19 protein-coding genes are annotated in these 17499 nt (G+C 56.5%); 10 read left to right on the plus strand and 9 right to left on the minus strand.

Translation table 11 applies throughout. The features are described from left to right. Positions 1–12: 12 nt before the first annotated feature. Positions 13–1224 carry an acyl-CoA dehydrogenase family protein gene (locus tag ACYZT4_RS06800; RefSeq protein WP_461986328.1) on the minus strand — a complete coding sequence of 404 codons (1212 nt, stop codon included), beginning with the start codon at positions 1222–1224 and terminating at the stop codon, positions 13–15. Between the two features lie 21 nt (positions 1225–1245). Then, positions 1246–2019, minus strand: a complete 774-nt coding sequence (locus ACYZT4_RS06805; RefSeq protein WP_461986330.1) for an SDR family NAD(P)-dependent oxidoreductase — start codon at positions 2017–2019, stop codon at positions 1246–1248. A 116-nt stretch (positions 2020–2135) separates the two neighbouring features. On the opposite strand from ACYZT4_RS06805, the gene ACYZT4_RS06810 reads away from it, so the two are divergent. The 3 genes from ACYZT4_RS06810 to ACYZT4_RS06820 are packed head-to-tail and all read left to right on the plus strand — an operon-like array spanning position 2136 to position 4694. After that, a complete protein-coding gene (locus tag ACYZT4_RS06810; protein WP_461986331.1) occupies positions 2136–2900 on the plus strand; it encodes an IclR family transcriptional regulator in 765 nt (254 codons plus the stop codon). Positions 2901–2929: 29 nt separating this feature from the next. Continuing rightward, entirely contained in the window at positions 2930–3844 is a 915-nt protein-coding gene (locus tag ACYZT4_RS06815; RefSeq protein ID WP_461986332.1) for an NmrA family NAD(P)-binding protein, read from the plus strand. Positions 3845–3893: 49 nt separating this feature from the next. Further along, positions 3894–4694, plus strand: coding sequence for an enoyl-CoA hydratase/isomerase family protein (locus tag ACYZT4_RS06820; protein WP_461986334.1), 801 nt, complete (start codon positions 3894–3896; stop codon positions 4692–4694). Positions 4695–4754: 60 nt separating this feature from the next. On the opposite strand, the gene ACYZT4_RS06825 is transcribed toward ACYZT4_RS06820, so the two are convergent. Beyond that, on the minus strand, positions 4755–5423 hold the full coding sequence (locus ACYZT4_RS06825; protein WP_461986336.1) for a TetR/AcrR family transcriptional regulator: 669 nt from the start codon (positions 5421–5423) through the stop codon (positions 4755–4757). Positions 5424–5607: 184 nt separating this feature from the next. On the opposite strand from ACYZT4_RS06825, the gene ACYZT4_RS06830 reads away from it, so the two are divergent. From ACYZT4_RS06830 to ACYZT4_RS06850, 5 genes are all read left to right on the plus strand, one after another. Next, positions 5608–6420 (plus strand): SDR family NAD(P)-dependent oxidoreductase, encoded by an 813-nt coding sequence (locus ACYZT4_RS06830; RefSeq protein ID WP_461986338.1) that lies wholly within the window; start codon positions 5608–5610, stop codon positions 6418–6420. Positions 6421–6428: 8 nt separating this feature from the next. Beyond that, complete coding sequence (locus ACYZT4_RS06835) at positions 6429–7073, plus strand: EthD domain-containing protein (RefSeq protein WP_461986340.1); 645 nt, start codon at positions 6429–6431, stop codon at positions 7071–7073. Further along, the gene (locus ACYZT4_RS06840; protein ID WP_461986342.1) at positions 7070–7981 is read left to right on the plus strand and encodes an SDR family NAD(P)-dependent oxidoreductase; all 912 of its coding nucleotides are present in this window, start codon (positions 7070–7072) and stop codon (positions 7979–7981) included. Before ACYZT4_RS06835 ends, ACYZT4_RS06840 begins: the two co-directional genes overlap by 4 nt. A 60-nt stretch (positions 7982–8041) precedes the next feature. Beyond that, positions 8042–9211 (plus strand): Gfo/Idh/MocA family protein, encoded by a 1170-nt coding sequence (locus ACYZT4_RS06845; RefSeq protein WP_461986344.1) that lies wholly within the window; start codon positions 8042–8044, stop codon positions 9209–9211. A gap of 153 nt (positions 9212–9364) precedes the next feature. Continuing rightward, complete coding sequence (locus ACYZT4_RS06850; RefSeq protein WP_461986346.1) at positions 9365–10345, plus strand: NAD(P)H-dependent flavin oxidoreductase; 981 nt, start codon at positions 9365–9367, stop codon at positions 10343–10345. 12 nt (positions 10346–10357) lie between these two features. Here the strand turns inward: ACYZT4_RS06850 and ACYZT4_RS06855 are convergent, their stop codons facing one another. After that, the gene (locus ACYZT4_RS06855) at positions 10358–11359 is read right to left on the minus strand and encodes a LysR family transcriptional regulator (RefSeq protein WP_461986347.1); all 1002 of its coding nucleotides are present in this window, start codon (positions 11357–11359) and stop codon (positions 10358–10360) included. Between the two features lie 129 nt (positions 11360–11488). Between ACYZT4_RS06855 and ACYZT4_RS06860 the strand changes: the two genes are divergently transcribed. Next, on the plus strand, positions 11489–12298 hold the full coding sequence (locus ACYZT4_RS06860) for an SDR family NAD(P)-dependent oxidoreductase (RefSeq protein WP_461986349.1): 810 nt from the start codon (positions 11489–11491) through the stop codon (positions 12296–12298). A 27-nt stretch (positions 12299–12325) separates the two neighbouring features. Next, positions 12326–13129, plus strand: a complete 804-nt coding sequence (locus ACYZT4_RS06865) for an SDR family NAD(P)-dependent oxidoreductase (RefSeq protein WP_461986351.1) — start codon at positions 12326–12328, stop codon at positions 13127–13129. Between the two features lie 139 nt (positions 13130–13268). On the opposite strand, the gene ACYZT4_RS06870 is transcribed toward ACYZT4_RS06865, so the two are convergent. The 5 genes from ACYZT4_RS06870 to ACYZT4_RS06890 form a co-directional block, all read right to left on the minus strand. Then, on the minus strand, positions 13269–13961 hold the full coding sequence (locus ACYZT4_RS06870; protein WP_461986353.1) for an SDR family NAD(P)-dependent oxidoreductase: 693 nt from the start codon (positions 13959–13961) through the stop codon (positions 13269–13271). A 28-nt stretch (positions 13962–13989) separates the two neighbouring features. Next, entirely contained in the window at positions 13990–14787 is a 798-nt protein-coding gene (locus ACYZT4_RS06875; RefSeq protein ID WP_461986355.1) for an enoyl-CoA hydratase/isomerase family protein, read from the minus strand. Positions 14788–14849: 62 nt separating this feature from the next. Next, the gene (locus tag ACYZT4_RS06880) at positions 14850–15014 is read right to left on the minus strand and encodes a rubredoxin (RefSeq protein WP_461986356.1); all 165 of its coding nucleotides are present in this window, start codon (positions 15012–15014) and stop codon (positions 14850–14852) included. Positions 15015–15023: 9 nt separating this feature from the next. After that, on the minus strand, positions 15024–16223 hold the full coding sequence (locus tag ACYZT4_RS06885; protein WP_461986358.1) for a cytochrome P450: 1200 nt from the start codon (positions 16221–16223) through the stop codon (positions 15024–15026). A gap of 106 nt (positions 16224–16329) precedes the next feature. Further along, positions 16330–17244: an SDR family NAD(P)-dependent oxidoreductase gene (locus ACYZT4_RS06890; protein WP_461986360.1), complete on the minus strand. Its 915-nt coding sequence runs from the start codon at positions 17242–17244 to the stop codon at positions 16330–16332. Between the last annotated feature and the right edge of the window lie 255 nt (positions 17245–17499).

Here is a 17499-nt window from a genome sequence, read left to right on the forward strand (position 1 = left end):
GCTGTGCTCCGCTTATAGACCGAACAGGGCCTTGGCAATAATGTTGCGCTGGATTTCCGCAGTGCCCCCGTAGATGCTGCACGCCCGGCGATAAAACAGCTCGGCAGCCAACCCCGGCGCGAAGTCCGGACCGACAAACGCCTGGTCTCGCAGTGCATGGTCCTCGTTGGGATCGGCATAGAACACTGGGCCATAATCGCCCAGCACCTCAACCAGCATTTCAGTCAGTTTCTGATGCATTTCAGAGCCGCGAACCTTAAGCATCGACCCAATGGCCATGCCCTGCCCTTGTTCATCGAGTCCGTCATGCAGGACCTTTTTGACCGTCATATCAATCGCCAACACTTCCAGCTCGTATTGAGCCAGGCGCATGGCAAAGGCTGGGTCGTTGAGCAAAGGCTGAGAGCCTGCGCGCTCGCGGGATGCATAACGCCGAATCTTCGCCAGGTAGCGCTTGAGTGCCGGCGCTTCCGCACCTAGGAATGCGCGCTCATCAAAAAGCAACGCCTTGGTGTACCCCCACCCCTGGTTCTCTTCCCCGACCAGGTTTTCCGCGGGCACCCGAACGTTGTCGTAGAAAACCTCGGCCAGATGATGACAACCGTCCAGGCTTGGAATCGGCCGCACGGTCACGCCCGGTGATTGCATATCCACCAGCAGAAAAGAGATGCCACGTTGCGGTTTGGCGGTCAGGTCGGTGCGCACCAGGACGAAATTCCAGTTGCCGTAGATGCCCCAACTGGTCCAGATTTTCTGGCCGTTGACCACATAATGGTCACCATCACGAATCGCCGTAGTGCGCAATGACGCCAGATCTGAGCCAGAACCCGGCTCAGAAAAACCTTGTACCCAGAAAGTTTCACCCCCTTGGATCGGCGGCAAGAAGCGCCTTTTCTGCTCTTCGCTGCCAAATTTGTAGATCACGGGACCGACCAGACCAACGCCCGCCTGATTTTGCAGCGGCGCACCGGCCAGATAGCACTCTTCCTCGAAAATATAGCGTTGCTCAGCAGTCCAGCCGGTACCGCCATGCGCCACTGGCCAGAAAGGCACGGACCAGCCGGCGGCCTCATGCAGGATGCGAGTCCAACGCAAGGAATCGCCATCGTCCGGCAGATAGCCTTGTTGCCCACGCCAAGCGAGATCCGGCGGCAGGTGGGTTTTAAGAAACTGTCGCACTTCTTCGCGAAAGCTTTCGCTGGAAGGATCGGGAGTGAAATCCATCAGGTCGTCCTCTTGGAGGTCTTAGCGAAAGGAGATGGTGTGCCCGCCGTCCACCGCGATGGTCTGGCCGTTGATATAGCCACCCGATGGCGAGGCAAGAAGCACGGCAAGTCCGGCAATTTCGTCAGCCTCACCAAAGCGCTTGGAGGGATTGCGCCCGCCGTACCACTCGACCATGGCTGGGTCTTCCCACTGCGAACGGGCCATCTCGGTCTTGAACGTGCCCGGCGCAATGCAATTGGCCGTGACGCCGCGACTGGCAAATTCATTGGCCATATTGCGTACCAACTGCATGTCTGCAGCCTTGGTCAACCCGTACGTTCCACTGACCGGGTCGCCCAACAAACCGACGATTGAGGCAACAACGATAAAACGTCCGTAACCGCGCTCAAGCATGGCCGGCAGGGTCATTTGCGTCAGCCAGATGCTGCTCTGCACATTGACCTGCATGAACTTGTTAAAGGTTTCCTCCTGAAGATCCAGTACCGACCCTCCCCAGGGATGAATGGCGGCATTAGCCATCACAATGTCAATCCGGCCCCAGGTTTCAAGGGTGATATCGACCAAATTTTGCAGATCGTCCTTGCGGCCAATATTGCAAGGCACGGCGATTGCGTCGCCTCCGGCGTCGCGAATCTGTTGAGCCGCCGTTTCGCAGGCATCCGCTTTTCGGCCAGAAATCACCACCTTGGCACCGTGCTCCGCCATGCCTTGGGCACTGGCGAATCCAAGACCGCGGCTCGAGCCGGTAATAATGGCAACCTTGCCATGGAGATTAAAAAGACTGGAGGTCATCTTATTTTTATCCTCTGAATTTATTCGCACAGCGAATGTTGAATCCGTCACGCGAATTAATGTAGATTAATCGAATGCCGTTTACAATGCCGAACGATGTTCAGGATGATAGCAGGATGGATAAAACCGATAAAGACCGCCAGTACGTCACCGCCCTAGCGCGCGGCCTGCAAATTCTGAGGTGTTTTACTCACGACCGACCTGAACTGACCGCACGCGAACTACTGAGCATGACAGGGCTGCCGCAACCTACGGTCTGGCGTCTGTGTTACACGCTTGAGCGCGAAGGGTTTTTGGTGTGCGCTGGCGAGACCAACAAAATGGCTTTGGGCTTACCGGCGCTCGCGCTCGGTTATGCGGCATTGGTGCGAGCAGAATTGCCCAAAATCGCCCTGCCCTACATGCAGTCGTTGACTGAACGTTATCGGATGGGCGCCTCGTTGTCGGTCCGAGATGGCCTGGACATGCTTTACCTGCAACGCACTCACGGTGACTTCGTTTTCTTCAACGACCCCGTCGGCGCACGCCGCCCTTTAGCAGCCGCACCGACTGGCTGGGCGTGTCTTGTGGCTTATGACACCGATGAGCGCGAGCGCGTCATGGAGGGCCTGAAAGCAGCCCATAGTGATGATTGGTCCACGATTCAGGCTCGCATCAATCAGGCGATGGAGGACTACCAGGCGCATGGGGTCATCCTCAGTATTGGTGTCATGCACAGTCAATTCAATGCCGTCGCCGTCCCCATTCGCACCCGAGAAGCCGGAAAAATATACGGTTTGTCTGCCTCAGGCCTGGCCTGCGATTGGCCCCGTGAAAAGCTGCTGGCCATCGGCAGCGAACTTGTTGAGCTGGCGAAAAAACTCTCTCTCGTTTCCAACTGATCCCGTAAACATCTACCAGGAGTATTGAAATGAACAAGAATAATTCACCGATCCTCGTCACTGGCGGTACAGGTGCCCAAGGTGGTGCGACGGCTCGTGCGCTGTTGGCGGCCGGGTATCCAGTGCGGGCTCTGGCTCGCTCGCCTGAATCCCCTGCTGCGCAGGCGCTGCTCAAACTTGGGGCAAGTGTTGTTGCAGGTGACATGGATGATCCGGCGTCTCTGGTCGGTGCACTGCAAGGTATTTACGGCGTGTTTTCGGTTCAGGTTCCAGATAGTTCTGGCACAGACAGCGAACGCAAACAGGGCTTCGCATTGGTGGATGCTGCCCTCCAGGCCGGCGTGCAGCACTTCGTGCACACCTCCGTGTGCGAGGCCGGCAAACACACAAACTTTGCACGCTGGGACAGCGGCTATTGGTGGCAGAAGTACTGGACCGATAAGTGGGACATCGAAGAGCGCGTGCGTCACGCAGGCTTTCCGATCTGGACCGTGCTCAAGCCGGCTTTCATGCTGGACAACTTCACACTGCCCAAATCCCAGTACATGTTTCCACATTTGGGTGAGGGCAAAATCATCACCGCGTTTCATCCTCAGACCCGTATGCAATTGACCACGGCGGATGACGTTGGCGCCTTTGCGCGGGCTGCATTTGAACACCCTGACCTGTACAAAGGAAAGAACATCGATCTGGCTAACGAGGCGCTGTCGATGGATGAAGTTGCCGCACTGCTGAGCCGAGTGCTTCATAGAACCGTCATCAGTGAATCGGTGTCTCCTGAACAAGCTGTCGCGGCAGGGCTCTTTCCAGGCTGGGTTCGTTCGCAAGAATGGACCAACGAAGTTGGTTATCGCGCCGACATACAGGCGCTCGCCGCCTACGACGTGCCACTGACACCACTAGAGCAGTGGGTAGAGACCCATGCCAGTGGGTTTCCAGGTTGATTGCAAAAACACCTGTCGGTGCGCGTCGACACACTCAAGGAGCCATGCCATGTCCAATCTTTATGACTTGCCCCCGGAAATTCAGGTAACCGCCGAAGGCGGCCTACGCTTGATCACGCTCAATCGGCCTGACGACCTTAACGCGTCAACCACCGATATGTTATTCGCCTATCCGAAACTGTTTCGCGCGTTGGCCGAAGACAGTGAAGCCCGTGTTGCCATCCTGACGGGCGCCGGCCGTGCCTTCAGTGCGGGCGGCGACTTTCAGCACTTCGTCAAAACGCTGGAAAACTCGGATTTTGCGCGGGCGGTGCAGGAGAATGCCCGTCGCACGATCCTCAGTTTCATCGATTTGCCCATTCCGATTATTGCCGCGGTGAACGGCCCGGCCGTGGGTTGGGGCGCGACCATGGCCACCCTGTGCGACATCGTATTGATGTCGGAAAAATCGTTCATGGCCGAGCCGCACATCAATATCGGCTTGGTGGTGGGCGACGGCATCTCGGTGGCCTGGCCGCTGTACACCAGCCTGTTAAGAGCCAAGGAATTAATCTTTACCGGCGATCGCATTACCCCACAGCAGGCCGTGGATTACGGCTTGGCTAATCGCGTAGTAGCGCCGGATAAGTTGATGGAAGAAGCGCGCGCGCTGGCTGAAAAACTGCTCAAGCAACCGAGCCAAGCCCTACGTGAAACCAAAAAAATCATGAACAGCTATCTGCATCGCAGCGCTGCACAGGTACTCGACACCACCTTGGGCCGACAACTCGCGGCCACCCTGAGTGAAGAGCATCACAGCATCGCGACTGAGTTTATTGCACAGCAAAAGCGTCAACAGCATAAACCCTGATTGAAAACGTCCATTGGGCTCCCAGCTGCAGGCGTGTTTGATCTGCAGCTTGGCCGGCTTTCAGCAGGAAAGGCGTTCCGGCTGATAGTTCCAACCGCGCAGAAACAGCTTTAACACCCGCTCCAGCCACGTATCCAGCACTTCTCCCGCCATAGGCTTTTCCAGCACCAGACGAAATCCACCGTGGGCGCACGTTGCCAACATCATCGCTGATTCCTGCGCGTCTTCGAGTGTCAGGACACCTTGCTCATTCAACTGGCCCAAGTAATTGGCCAAGGCAGCAAGGTTCTGTTGCGAGTCCTGGAGCGCTGCTTCGGTGAGGTCAGGAAAGCGCGATGCTTCTGTGATCGATAACCGGATGATCGCCAAAGAGATGGGCGTCATCAGCGATCGATAAAGTTGATGCAGGCAGTGGCGCAGAATCACCTCCGGGCTACCCCCTATGCTCAACGCCACCCTGATATCTTCTCGATGCTGGTCCATTCCCGCCAGCAGCGTTTCGCGGTAGAGCTGTTCCTTGGAGGAAAACTGACGATAGATAGTGTCGCGATGAGTATTAGCTGCACGGGCTATCCCGTCGATGGTCGCCCCTTCGAATCCTTTCTCTATAAACCCCTGCAACGCCGCCTCCAGAATTCGGCGACGTAAGTCGGCTGCCGCTGCACGCGTGGGCCGACCCGCATTACGAGCAGGCGTTGCTATAGGGAATACCATTTTTTCAGTCGTCATGGATTGCAGTCCGAACCTGCCAGTTTTAAGTCTCTTCTTGTCGAAGCGACAGTATTTTAAATACCTTTTGAGTGTTTGGCACTTGACCATGCACCACTGCAAACTTATATTAATACGACGCTAGTGACGTATTAATCTCCTGTCACTGTTGCCGTTCCGATAAAACCACAAAAAAGGAATAGCGGTGGACTTACAACTCAACGGCAAACGCGCTCTGGTTACCGGCAGCAGCTCAGGCATTGGAGCCGGTATTGCCCGGGTCCTTGCCGCAGAAGGCGCGACGGTGATAATCCACGGTCGTGATGTCCAACGCACCCAAGCCGTGGCGAAAGAAATCAACGACAGTGGTGGCACCGCACACGTTGCACTAGGCGACTTGTTGACTGTTGCCGGATGCAACGCAGTGGTCGAACAGACTCTGGCCGAGGTGGGAGTCATCGATATCCTTGTGAACAACGCCGGAGGCAAAACCACTCTGGGTAATCCGGACTGGTTCGATGTCCCTTGGACTGACTGGATAGGCACCTACGAACAAAACGTCGGGGCCGCCGTACGTTTGATTCAGCAATTGGCTCCCCTCATGAAAGCCCGAAAGTGGGGGCGCATTATTCAGATTGCCAGCGCCTCAGGGGTGCAACCAGAAGCCGGACTTGGCGAATATCAATCAGCTAAAGCCGCGATGATTAACTTATCGGTCGGGCTTGCACGCTCCCTTGGTCACACCGGGATTACGGTCAATACAGTGACGCCAGGCACAATCCACACGCCAGCGGTGAGCCAATGGCTTGCGCATGTCGCGCAGCAAAACGGCTGGGCCGGTGACGGTGCGGAAATTGAACGACGCTTTACCAGTGAATACATCCCTCTTTGCGTCGATCACCTTGGCGAGCCTGAAGACATTGGCCGTGTGGTTGCGCTATTGGCCAGCCCTCTTTCCGGCTATATCAGTGGCGCCAACTATAGAGTTGACGGCGGTCAGTGCCGGTCAGTGAATTAGGGGGGACGGTGAAACACATCATTTTTATTTCAGCTCATCCCGAACAGGATACACCCCAGTTTGAACGCATATTGCTGCGTGAAACGGGCCCCGCATTGGCTGAACGATGTTCGGGGTGCATCGTTAACTTGGTCGATGCGCTGCCCGTTACTCGCTGGAACGCCATCGTTGAAATTTGGCTGGACGACAAAATGTCACTGGCGTCTTTGAACCTTGCGCAATCTTTAGGCGTGATCAGCGAATTGGCGTGTTACTCCGTCAGTGAGCACCTTGAGAAAACCAAACTGGTGCCTGGCAGCCTACTGACTCCCGCCGTCAAGCAGATTGCAGCGTGGGAGCGCCGATTGGATATTAATGCCGCCGAAGCCAGGCGGCACTGGGATGAGCACGTTCCGTTGGCCAATCGGGTCCACATTGGTTGCATGCGTTATGTGCGCCACTGGGTCCGATCCATGACAGCGTCGCGCCCTTCCCCGCCCTACCAGGGTATCGCCTTCCAATACTTCCTTACAGTCGACGATCTGCAGAATCGCATGTTCGACAGTCCTGAGAGCGTTCAACAGATCGTAGATGACACCTCTGAGTTCATCGAACGTTTTGACGTCTTTGTATGCCGAGAACACGTACTTAATCCGCCGAGGGCCGTTTCATGAGCATTTGGGAAGAGCGTGCACGTTTATGCGGCAAGGTTGCTGTGGTGGTCGGCGGTGCAGATGGAATGGGCCGTGGCATCAGCCTTGCTCTCGCTGAAGCCGGGGTCAAACTGGCAATTTGCGATATAGATGAGCAAGCATTGGACGAGACCCGGCGCCTGCTCAAGCCTTTCCAGCCTGACGTGCTTACTCAACAGGTCGACGTCCAGCAACGTGGTGCGCTGGTTACGTTCTGGCAAAACGTGGACCTCCACTTCCAGCACATCGATATCCTGGTGAACGTGGTGGGTGGTGTTCGTCATAAAGCATTCCTCGACAGCCAACCGGATGATTGGGACGAGGTATACAACCTGAACTTCGGTTATGTGGTGAACAGCTGCCAAGAGGCAGCCAGACGTATGTCCGCGGCACAGCGCCCGGGCAGCATTATCAATCTCACGACTATTGAAGGTTCTAGAGCAGCGCCGGGGTTCAGTGTGTATGCCGGACTCAAAGCTGGAGTGTCCAATTTCTCAAGGTCACTGGCCGTCGAACTTGCGCCTCACGGCATCCGTATCAATTGCGTTGCTCCAGACCAGACCCCCACGCCTGGACTGATCCGCTGCGTGGACCCTACGAGCTATGACCCGCCACCGGCGGATTTGAACCTGGCCCAAATAATGGCGCTGGTTGAGGAGCAAGCCCGTAACGCCATCCCGATGGGCCGCATGGGGCGTGTCGAAGATATCGAGAACGCCGTGCTGTACCTCGCCTCGGACCTTTCCAGCTATTTGACGGGCCAGACTCTACACGTTGATGGCGGGGCAATGGCGTCAGCGGGATGGCTCAAGTTCCCAGCGTTGGGCTTTCGCAATCGGGTCCCCCTCAAAATCTTGGCCGGTGATGATTACTCCGCAGACCAGGTGTAATTGGTAGCAACACTGATGCGCTTGGGATTAAGCAACCGAACCTGACCAGAGGGATAATGTATGAACGGCAAAACCTACAAGATAGGCATTATCGGCGCCAACTGGAGCCTTAAAGTACACGGCACGGCATGGCGCATGTTGCCCAATGTCGAAGTCGCAGCCATCTGCACTGCGCATCGCGAAACTGCAGAAGCCGCAGCCCAGCAGTTCGGCATCGGCAAGGCCTATTGGAATGTCAATGAAATGGCCGCCGATCCTGATATCGACATTATCGATGTTGGCAGTCAGCCATCGTTCCGCTACGACATGGTCCTGGCAGCACTAAAAAATGGTAAACACGTTTACAACGCCCTGCCTTTTGCGGTCAACGCACAGAAAGCCAAGAAGATGCATGAGGCACAAGCCGCAAGCGGACGCGTGGGCGTGGTGGATGCTCAGTTCCGCTGGGTACCGGCGGCGATGTACATGAAGCAACTGCTCGACGACGGTTTTTTGGGAAAACCACTGGGTTTCAACGCTCAACTCATGCTGCCGTTGCGCAATCACGACGGGTTCCTATATCCGCATTCAGTCTGGCCCGGCAATGGTATCAGTCCATATCGCTGGTTGGCCGACAAGAACAGCGGTGCGGGTGGCTGGCGTAATTTTGCGACCCACAGTGTTTTATTTCTGACTCACCTGCTCGGCGAAGTAGAAGAAGTCGTCGGGATGCAAAGCACGGGAATCAAACAGTGGACGCTGCCCGACGAAAGCACTCTAACTGCTGACAATGAAGATCTCGGTTGCGCCACGTTGCGCCTGAAAAACGGCGTTATTGGCAATCTGCAAACTGGCTGGGCCGTACCGGACACAGCGGGTTTACGCGTTGAAATCTGGGGTGAAAAAGGCCGCCTACTACTTGCTGATCCAAGCTTCGGCGATGGCGTTTCTGCACGGCTTTATGCCGGAGGTGCAGACCAAATGCCATTCGTCTATGGCTCTGAGGCCGGCCAGTGGCTGGATATACCTGGGCATTATTTCCAGGTCCCGGGTACCTCGTTTAGTAAAGAAAATGCTCCGCCCTATATGGTCTCAATGGGCTGGATGTTCCACGACATGCTCAAGTCAATCGAAGAAGGCCGCAAAGGTTCGCCTGATTTTACCGAGGCCTATCACGCCCAAAGAGTCGTCGAAGCCGCCCTCCTTTCGCAAGAAGAGCGCCGCTGGGTACGTGTCGAAGAAATCCACTAACCCTGGGAGTAATATGCTGCGTGATTTGCCACTGGCTTCCTGAACGATGTTCACATAAGCGCATCAACTGCTATAAGCTGAAGGCGCAGAGCTGATGCGATTGCGGCTTTTCGCCCTGGCACAGCAGACAATTGATCGTTCAAGGAGTGCCCCATGCTTGAAAACCGGATTACACAACTGTTTGGCATCAAGTACCCCATCGTTCAGGGCGGCATGCGTTGGGTCGCACGGCCTGAACTTGTGGCCGCTGTCGGCAATGCGGGCGGTATTGGTTTTCTGTCCGCGCACAGCTCCCCGACAGGTGACGCCCTGCGACAGCAGATCGACAGGGTACGTATCCTTACGGACAAGCCCTTTGGCATAAACCTCACGCTTTTACCCCATGCTCATGACCTCGACTATGACGGTTATGTGCGTGCAATCGTTGGCAGCCAGGTCAAGTTCGTCGAGACCTCCGGCAGTAATCCCGCCCGGTATATCGATCAATTGAAGTCGGCTGGTATTGCAGTCATCCATAAATGCGTCACTGTTCGGCATGCGCTCAAGGCGCAAAGTCTTGGTGCGGACGCGGTCTGTATCGACGGATTTGAATGTGCAGGCCACCCTGGCGAAGAAGACGTGCCAGGGCTGGTGCTGATACCTTCCTCGGTTGCTCGCTTGCGGATACCGGTACTCGCTGCGGGTGGCTTCCACGATGGACGCGGGCTTGTCACCGCGTTAGCTCTGGGCGCCGAAGGAATCAAGATGGGTACACGGTTCCTCATGACTCATGAGTCACCTGTGCCGACTGCGATCAAACAGAGCTTTCTTCAGGCCAGTGAACGCGACACCCTGTTGGTTGGGCGCAGCCAGGGCGACAGTATTCGTGTTTGGCGTAACAGCATCAGTGAGCAAGCCGTAGCATTGGAGAAGAATGGTTCCCCGACTTTCGCAGAGCTGCAACTCCTGATCGGCGCCAAGCGCTGGATGACGGCCATGGAGAACGACGACATCAACGGCGGAGCGCTGCCAATCGGCATGGTCATCGGGTTGATTGATGACCTGCCCACGTGTGCGCAGTTGATAGAACGTATCGTCCAGCAGGCTCGCGAGATCATCAACAACCGATTGCCGTCGTTGCTGGCGATGGGTTGAGGCCGCCAGCAGTCATAGCGCGCCCGACCACTGGGAAGATGCGCGCCTATCGTAGGTGAACTGCTCGAGATCGTGGGTGAGTCCAAACTCCTGAAACCGTTCCAGAAGAAAGTCGACAAAGACCCGAACCTTCTGCGCTACCGCGTCTCGGTGAGGGTATTGCAGCATGATATGGCCAGCGCTCTGTAACCGGTAGTCAGGAAGTACGACGTTCAGCCGACCTTCGAGCAAATGCGGCATGACCACAGGAACGGCCGAAGGAGCGATGCCACAGCTGGATAAGCACGCAACCAAGCTGGCGTCGATCTGCTGGGCAACGGTCAGCGAACTCTTTGGCGAGAACAGAAATGGGGGCGGTGACACACGCTTGTTGTGCGCGACGCCAATCGCCGCCGCACGTTCCAGACTCCACTGCCCCAGCGTGCCATTGGGCAGGCGTACACCAATGCAATCAAAATGCTTGAGATCCTCCGGGGACTTAGGCACCCCCTTAATTGCCAGGTATTCAGGGCTGGCTACCAAAATAATCGGGTACAGGCATAACGACCTGGAGATAGGGCTCATTGCATCACCCTGGCCATGCCTAATACATAGATCAAAGCCCTGCCCCACGAGGCTCGTGGGACCATCGTCGAAATAGAGTTCAACATGGATGTCTGGGTATTGTTTGAAAAAATCGGCCATCACCGGTAGCAAACAGTGCCGCCCGAAGGTGGATGCCACCGATACGCGCACGGTCCCTTTGGGCAACACACTGGTCCTGCTGATTGCGTCCACAGCGTCACCGATCCCCTCCAGCAAGCCATCGATTCGCTCGAAAAAGGCCTGCCCCTCCGGCGTCAAATGCACCTTGCGAGTGGTGCGATTGAATAGACGCGCGCCTAGCTCACTTTCCAGTTTGGCAATGCTTTTGCTGATCGCGGGCGGAGTAACCCCCATGTGCGTGGCGGCAGACGCAAAGCTGCCATATTTGACAATTTGTACAAAGGCCGAAAGGTTGTTGAGGTTGTCCACGCGCCACCCTACTCGTTACTTTTATTCATCAAACCATTTCGTTTCGGTCGGTTGATCCTAGCATTGCGTCACCTTAAAGTTGTTCAACAGAATGTCCACCATTCATAAAAAAAACAAAAGGAATGCGATATGACCGACCTTTCCAGCTCCAGCTTGCTAGACCTGACAGGAAAAGTGGCCTTGGTCACCGGGGCTGCGCGCGGTATCGGCAGAGCCATTGCCCTGCGTCTGGCCGAAGCCGGTGCCGCGGTGGTAGTCGCCGACAGGCTCGCCGAAGATAGCGCCCAGACCGTTGGCCTGATCCACGCGGCAGGCGGCAAGGCGGTCGCTGCTGTGGGTGACCTGTCCCATGCCCAAGGCATTGAAGACGCTGTTCGGTCCTGCCTGGACAACTTCGCCAGCATCGACATCCTGGTCAACAACGCCGCGCTGCGGGGCTGGTCCACTTGGGATACCTTGACCGAGCAGGAGTGGGACCGGTTCATGGCGGTCAACAGTAAATCAGTATTTTTCCTCTCCCAAGCCGTTGGCAGGCAGATGGTGCAGCAAGCCACAGGAGGATCAATTATCAATATTGCTTCCACAGCGGCTGCCCAACCGGTGGCCTGGAAAGTTGACTACAACATGGCGAAGGCCGGTGTGGCGATGATGACCCGCTCGCTGGCGCGTGAGCTTGGCAGCCACATGATCCGGGTCAACGCTGTTGGCCCAGGGGGCACCCAAAGCCCAGGGGGGGCGGAGTCGATCACCCTGCCCGGCAAAATCTCGGTCCAGGATCTGCAAAAAATGGGACAGGACTGGCAAGCCCGCATGGCGATGCCTATAGGTTTATTGGATCCCGATGAAATCGCTCGTGGGGTGTTGTTCTTTGCCAGCGACATGGCGCGCTCGATCACCGGCCAAGTGCTGTTTATCGATGGCGGTTATCTGGTGGGCTGATGTAGTTCACACACAGAGGACGCTCCAATGAATATCGACGCATTGGCCGCTCGTTTTGGGCTCCCCGGCAAGCTCGCCCTGATCACCGACAGCGGTGGCCTTGCCAGTCTCGAAGTCAGTGCAGCACTTGCGCAAGCAGGTGCCCATGTTCTGATCGCGGATCGCGACCCTGAAGCACTTGAAGCGTTGGTACACAGCATTCGTGGCGCGGGAGGCATTGCCGACGCCCTGCCCTGCGACATTGAATCGGAAAGCTCGGTCGTCGCGCTCTTTGGTCAGATTGAGCAGCGGTTTGGTCGCCTGGACATCTTGGTCAATTGTGCCGGCCTGAATGCCAACCAACCCTTCACCGCAGCGACACTCGAACAATTTGATGCCGTCAACTCTCTGAACCTGCGAGCGACTTTTCTATTGCTGCGTGAGGGGGTGCGGCTGATGCGCAAAGCCGGTCAGGGTGGTCGAATTGTCAACATCACTACCATGGGGGCGATGCACCCGGTCCTGCACGGAAACCAGGCGTACTCGGCAACCCGGGCTGCCGTCGGCATGCTGACGCGCTGCACCGCCCTGGACAATGTATGCGAAGGTATTCTTGCCAACGTTGTGCTGCCCGGCGCGTTTGTTGGCAAAACCAGATTTCATGAAAGCACCCTGCAAACCTTGCAAAGCGGCGGCACCTTGGCGGGTCCCGGCACCGACCCTGGACGTTTGCCAATGGGTTACGGCGACCCACAAGACATCGCCAGCGCCGTGCTTTATCTGGTCGGTCCTGCAGGAGGCTACATCACCGGCCAGTCACTCGTTCTTGATGGCGGGTTTCTGTTGAGCTAGGCAAACAATTAAAATTATTCAGCCAAAGCATAAGCGACGGTGAACGAAAAATTGACAACCATCCGGCCCAGTGCAGGCAGTGCGAGCATTTCCCCGGGTGATCAGGCTCGCACCCTGAACGGAAGAGTGAACGGGCAGGTCAAACTCGGCCGTTTACCGCAATCGACGCCCCGGTAATTGCCGAAGCCCCTTCAGAAGCGAGAAACAGAATGACCTCGGCGAGCTGCACCGGCTGCACCCAGCGCGTGAAGTCAGCCTCGGCCATGTCTGTTCTGTTCTGCGGTGTATCGATGATCGAAGGCAAGATCGCGTTCACGGTGACTCCGTGATCCTTAAGCTCTTCGGCCAGCGCTTCGGTCAATCGCACAACCCCCGACTTGGACGCTGCATAGGCCCCCATGCCCAATGCAGCCTTGCTCGCGGCACCGGCGGCGATGTTGACGATGCGCCCTGCCCCACTCGCCTTCAGATGCGCGAGCGAGGCTTTGCAGGCCGTCGCGGCCGTACGCAGGTTCATCTGGTACAGCAGATCCCAAGTTGCCAAATCGCCGTCCTCCAGAGTCTCCCAGCGAAACCCGCCGGCGACATTGATCAGCGCATCCACTCTGCCCAAGCGGTCCTTCACCTTGGCCAGGGCGCTCTGGGCCGCGGTCAGGTCAGTCAGGTCTACATCGCCCAGTAACAGATGCGTGCTGAATTCGGCGCTGACCGCCGGCTGGGCCTGCGCGGCCCTGTCCACCAGTGCCACCTGCCAGCCAGCCTGTGCAAATGATCGGCCTACGGCAACACCCAAGCTTCCGAAGCCGCCGGTAATTACTACGGTCTTGCTCATGTCAATGCTCCAGCCAATACGTTGAATGTCAGCGGCCTTTAAACACAGGTTTACGTTTTTCCCGGAAAGCATTGACCGCTTCCTGGTGGTCTTCGGTTTGGTTGGACAAGGCCTCATAAGCGAACGAGGCATCGATCACCGAATTGACGATCTGCTTAAGGCTGATGTTGACTGCAAGCTTGGTCCACTGGATGGCTTTCGAGGCACCTTGGGATAGCTTGAGCGCCATCGCCTGGACGGTTGCGTCCAGCTCTTCGGCCGCGACCGCATGGTTGATCAGGCCTATACGTGCAGCCTGTTCGCCGGTCAATGGCTCACCAGTCAGCAAATACTCCTTGGCCCTGGCGTAACCGATCAACTGCGGCCAGATAGCCGCGCCGCCATCGCCCGCGACAAAGCCGACGCTGACATGAGGGTCACCGATCTTGGCCGTTAACGTGGCGTAGGTCAGGTCACAGAAGAGCGCCACGGTGGCGCCCAGGCCAATGGCCGGGCCGTTGATTTTGGCAATGATCGGTTTAGGGCAATCGAGCATCGAAAAAAGCAGTTGTTTGCCACGACGAATGCCATCGATGAATAGCTGGGGCTTGTCGATGACTTGCTGCATGACTTCGAGGTCGCCGCCTGCGCTGAAAGCGCGTCCCGCACCCGTCAGGATCACGACACGGGTCTCATCATCGTAACCGGCTTCGGTGAACACTCTGCCGAGTTCCTCATCCATGACCTCATCGACTGCATTGAGTGAGTCGGGACGGTTGAAGGTGATGGTCAAAATACCGTTCTCATCGCGCTCCAGCTTCAGCGCTTTATAACTTGAATAATCCATTCAGGCATCCTTTTGGCAGTAGGTTGAGGTCCGGACGTCTATCACTTCAAGGTGCGGGGCAATCACACTTCGACCATGGTGAAATCGACTTTGGCGGCGCCACATTCAGGGCACATCCAGTCTTCGGGAATATCTTCCCAGCGCGTCCCTGGTGCAATGCCTTCCTCTGGCAGCCCCAAGGCTTCGTCATAAAAAAAACCACAAAAAATGCATTGCCACTGTTTCATATCGACTCCTTAATTTACGTCCCAGACCAGCGGCAGATGGAGCACGCCATTCACCGACCCTGAAGCGGTACGTGGCTGATCGCCTGGCTTGATGCGGAAGTCCGGGATGCGCTTGAGCCACTCCTGCAGGAACACCTTGATTTCGGTACGGGCCAGAAACGAGCCTGGGCAACGATGCGGACCATTGCCGAAGGCCGCGTGGATCACTGGTTTACGAGTCAAGTCAACGTCCATCGGATCGCTGAATCGACGCTCGTCCATTCCAAACAGTGCGTTAGGCACCTGAATCTGGTCACCGTCCTTGAGTGGCACGCCCTTGAACTCAAAATCGCCGGTCACGACCCGGCCGGTATTGGTCACCCCGTGTCGGCGAATCAATTCGTCGACCGCGGTATTGATCAATTGCGGATCGTCTACCAGTTGTTGGCGCTTGGCAGGATGCTCAGCCAGGAAGCGGCAAATAAAGCCCATCATCGAAGCGACGGTATCCAATCCACCAAACAGCACCACAATCAACATGCCAAACATGCGCTCGGGCCGGATCGGCGCTCCATCGATCTGAGCATTGACGATCAAACTGATCACGTCATTGCCGGGGTTGAGCGTACGTTCCTGAATCCACTTCCCAAGGTATCGCTGCAGCAAGACCTGCGACTCAATGCGTTCTTCCAACGTGCCGCGCACGGCCATCTCGGCCATCGTCAGCAATTCAATACGATCACTGCTGGGCAAATCCACCAGGCGGAGAAAAATCAGAATCGGCAACATCTTGGCGAAGTCGTTGACGAACTCACACTCGCCGTCGGCCTGAAAACCTTCGATCAACTCGATCGTCAGCGCCCTGACATCGTCTTCCATCGAGGCAATGGCCTGCGGCAGGAAAGACGGAGTGATCAATGCTCGATAAGCCGTATGTTCCGGCACGTCCAGTTCCAGCGGAACCAGGGTTATTTGCGGCGTGGGCGGGATGTTGATGATGCGATGGGAGAAACGAGCCCCATCCTTCTGGATGACTTCGATGTCCTCCGCGCGGGTAGCGATCCAGTGTCCGCCGTTGTAAGGCGACCAGACGATGTCCGGGCCGTCATGCAGTACCTTCCAAGCGAGGTGTACGTCGGTCTCGGCCCCTGCAGGGTGAAGGTAATCGAAATCAATGACCAGATGGGGTGGGACATGTGCAGGCACTGTCCAGTGATCAGGGTAAGTCACGTTACTTCCCTCCTTTGCCGTCTTGGGTTCGCAAAGCGGCTGTTATTGTTGTTTTTTATAACGTCATTAGCGAAGACGTCGATTTCAGTTACCGCTACTGCCAGCTTTAAACAGGATCCCAGGTAAAGACATCGCCGGAGCGATCCATCGGGATGAATGAGCCCTTCAACGCGGGCATACCATGCTCGGCCAGTGTTTCAGGCGTCCAGCCTTCCGAGCGCTGCACCGAGCGGATCGGTCGCGGCTGGCTCATCAGGAAGATCTCGTTATTGCGCACCGCGAAGACCTGGGCATTGACGTCGGCGGCCTGATCACTGGCCAGATAGACGCAAATAGGGGCAATTTTCGCAGGCGTCATCTGTTTGATTTTTTCGACGCGGGCCTGTTGCTCGGGCGTATCGGTCGGTATGGCGCCAATCATGCGACTGAACGCGAAAGGCGCGACGCAGTTCGAACGAACATTGAATTTCTGCATGTCCAGGGCGATGGACTTGGACAGTGCCATGATGCCCAGCTTCGCGGCGTTGTAATTGGCTTGACCCAGGTTGCCGATCAGGCCGGAGGTCGAAGTCATGTGCACGAAGCACCCCGACTCCTGTTCCTTGAAATAATTGGCAGCAGCGCGGCTGACATAGAAGGTGCCGTAGAGATGGACCTTGAGTACCGCGTCAAACTCTTCAGCGGTCATTTTGTGGAAGAAGCGGTCTCGCAAGATGCCGGCGTTGTTGACCACCACGTCAATACGCCCATAAGCCTGCACCGCCTGCTCGATCAGCCTAGCCGCCGCGGCCGGGTCAGAAACGCTGTCGGTATTGGCCACAGCATCGCCACCCGCCGCCCTGATCTCGTCTACTACCTTCTGCGCGGGGCCGACGTCTTGGCCCTCACCGCTGACAGAGGCCCCCACATCGTTAACCACCACTTTGGCACCGTATTTCGCCATGAGCAGTGCAATGTCTCGCCCAATGCCGCCACCGGAGCCCGTGACTACGACCACCTTACCCTTAACCATATCCGTCATGCCTGATCCCTCGATCGTGAATGCGCATCACCCATTATCCCGGACAGGCCCCTGCTGCGAGCAGCTAACGGTCAATCTGCGGTGACGTTGCCCCCAAGAATACTGAACGATGTTCACATATGCAAACAAATCAATCGTTCAGAAAACTCAAAAAAAAGCTGCGATCGGAGCAAACTTCTTCTATAAATAGGCCTGGGTATGGTTGAACTCTGAGCGAAGGCTCAATGTTTGCGAGGAATTCAAGATCAAAATGAA

It is taken from the genome of Pseudomonas sp. GB2N2 (assembly GCF_054897705.1).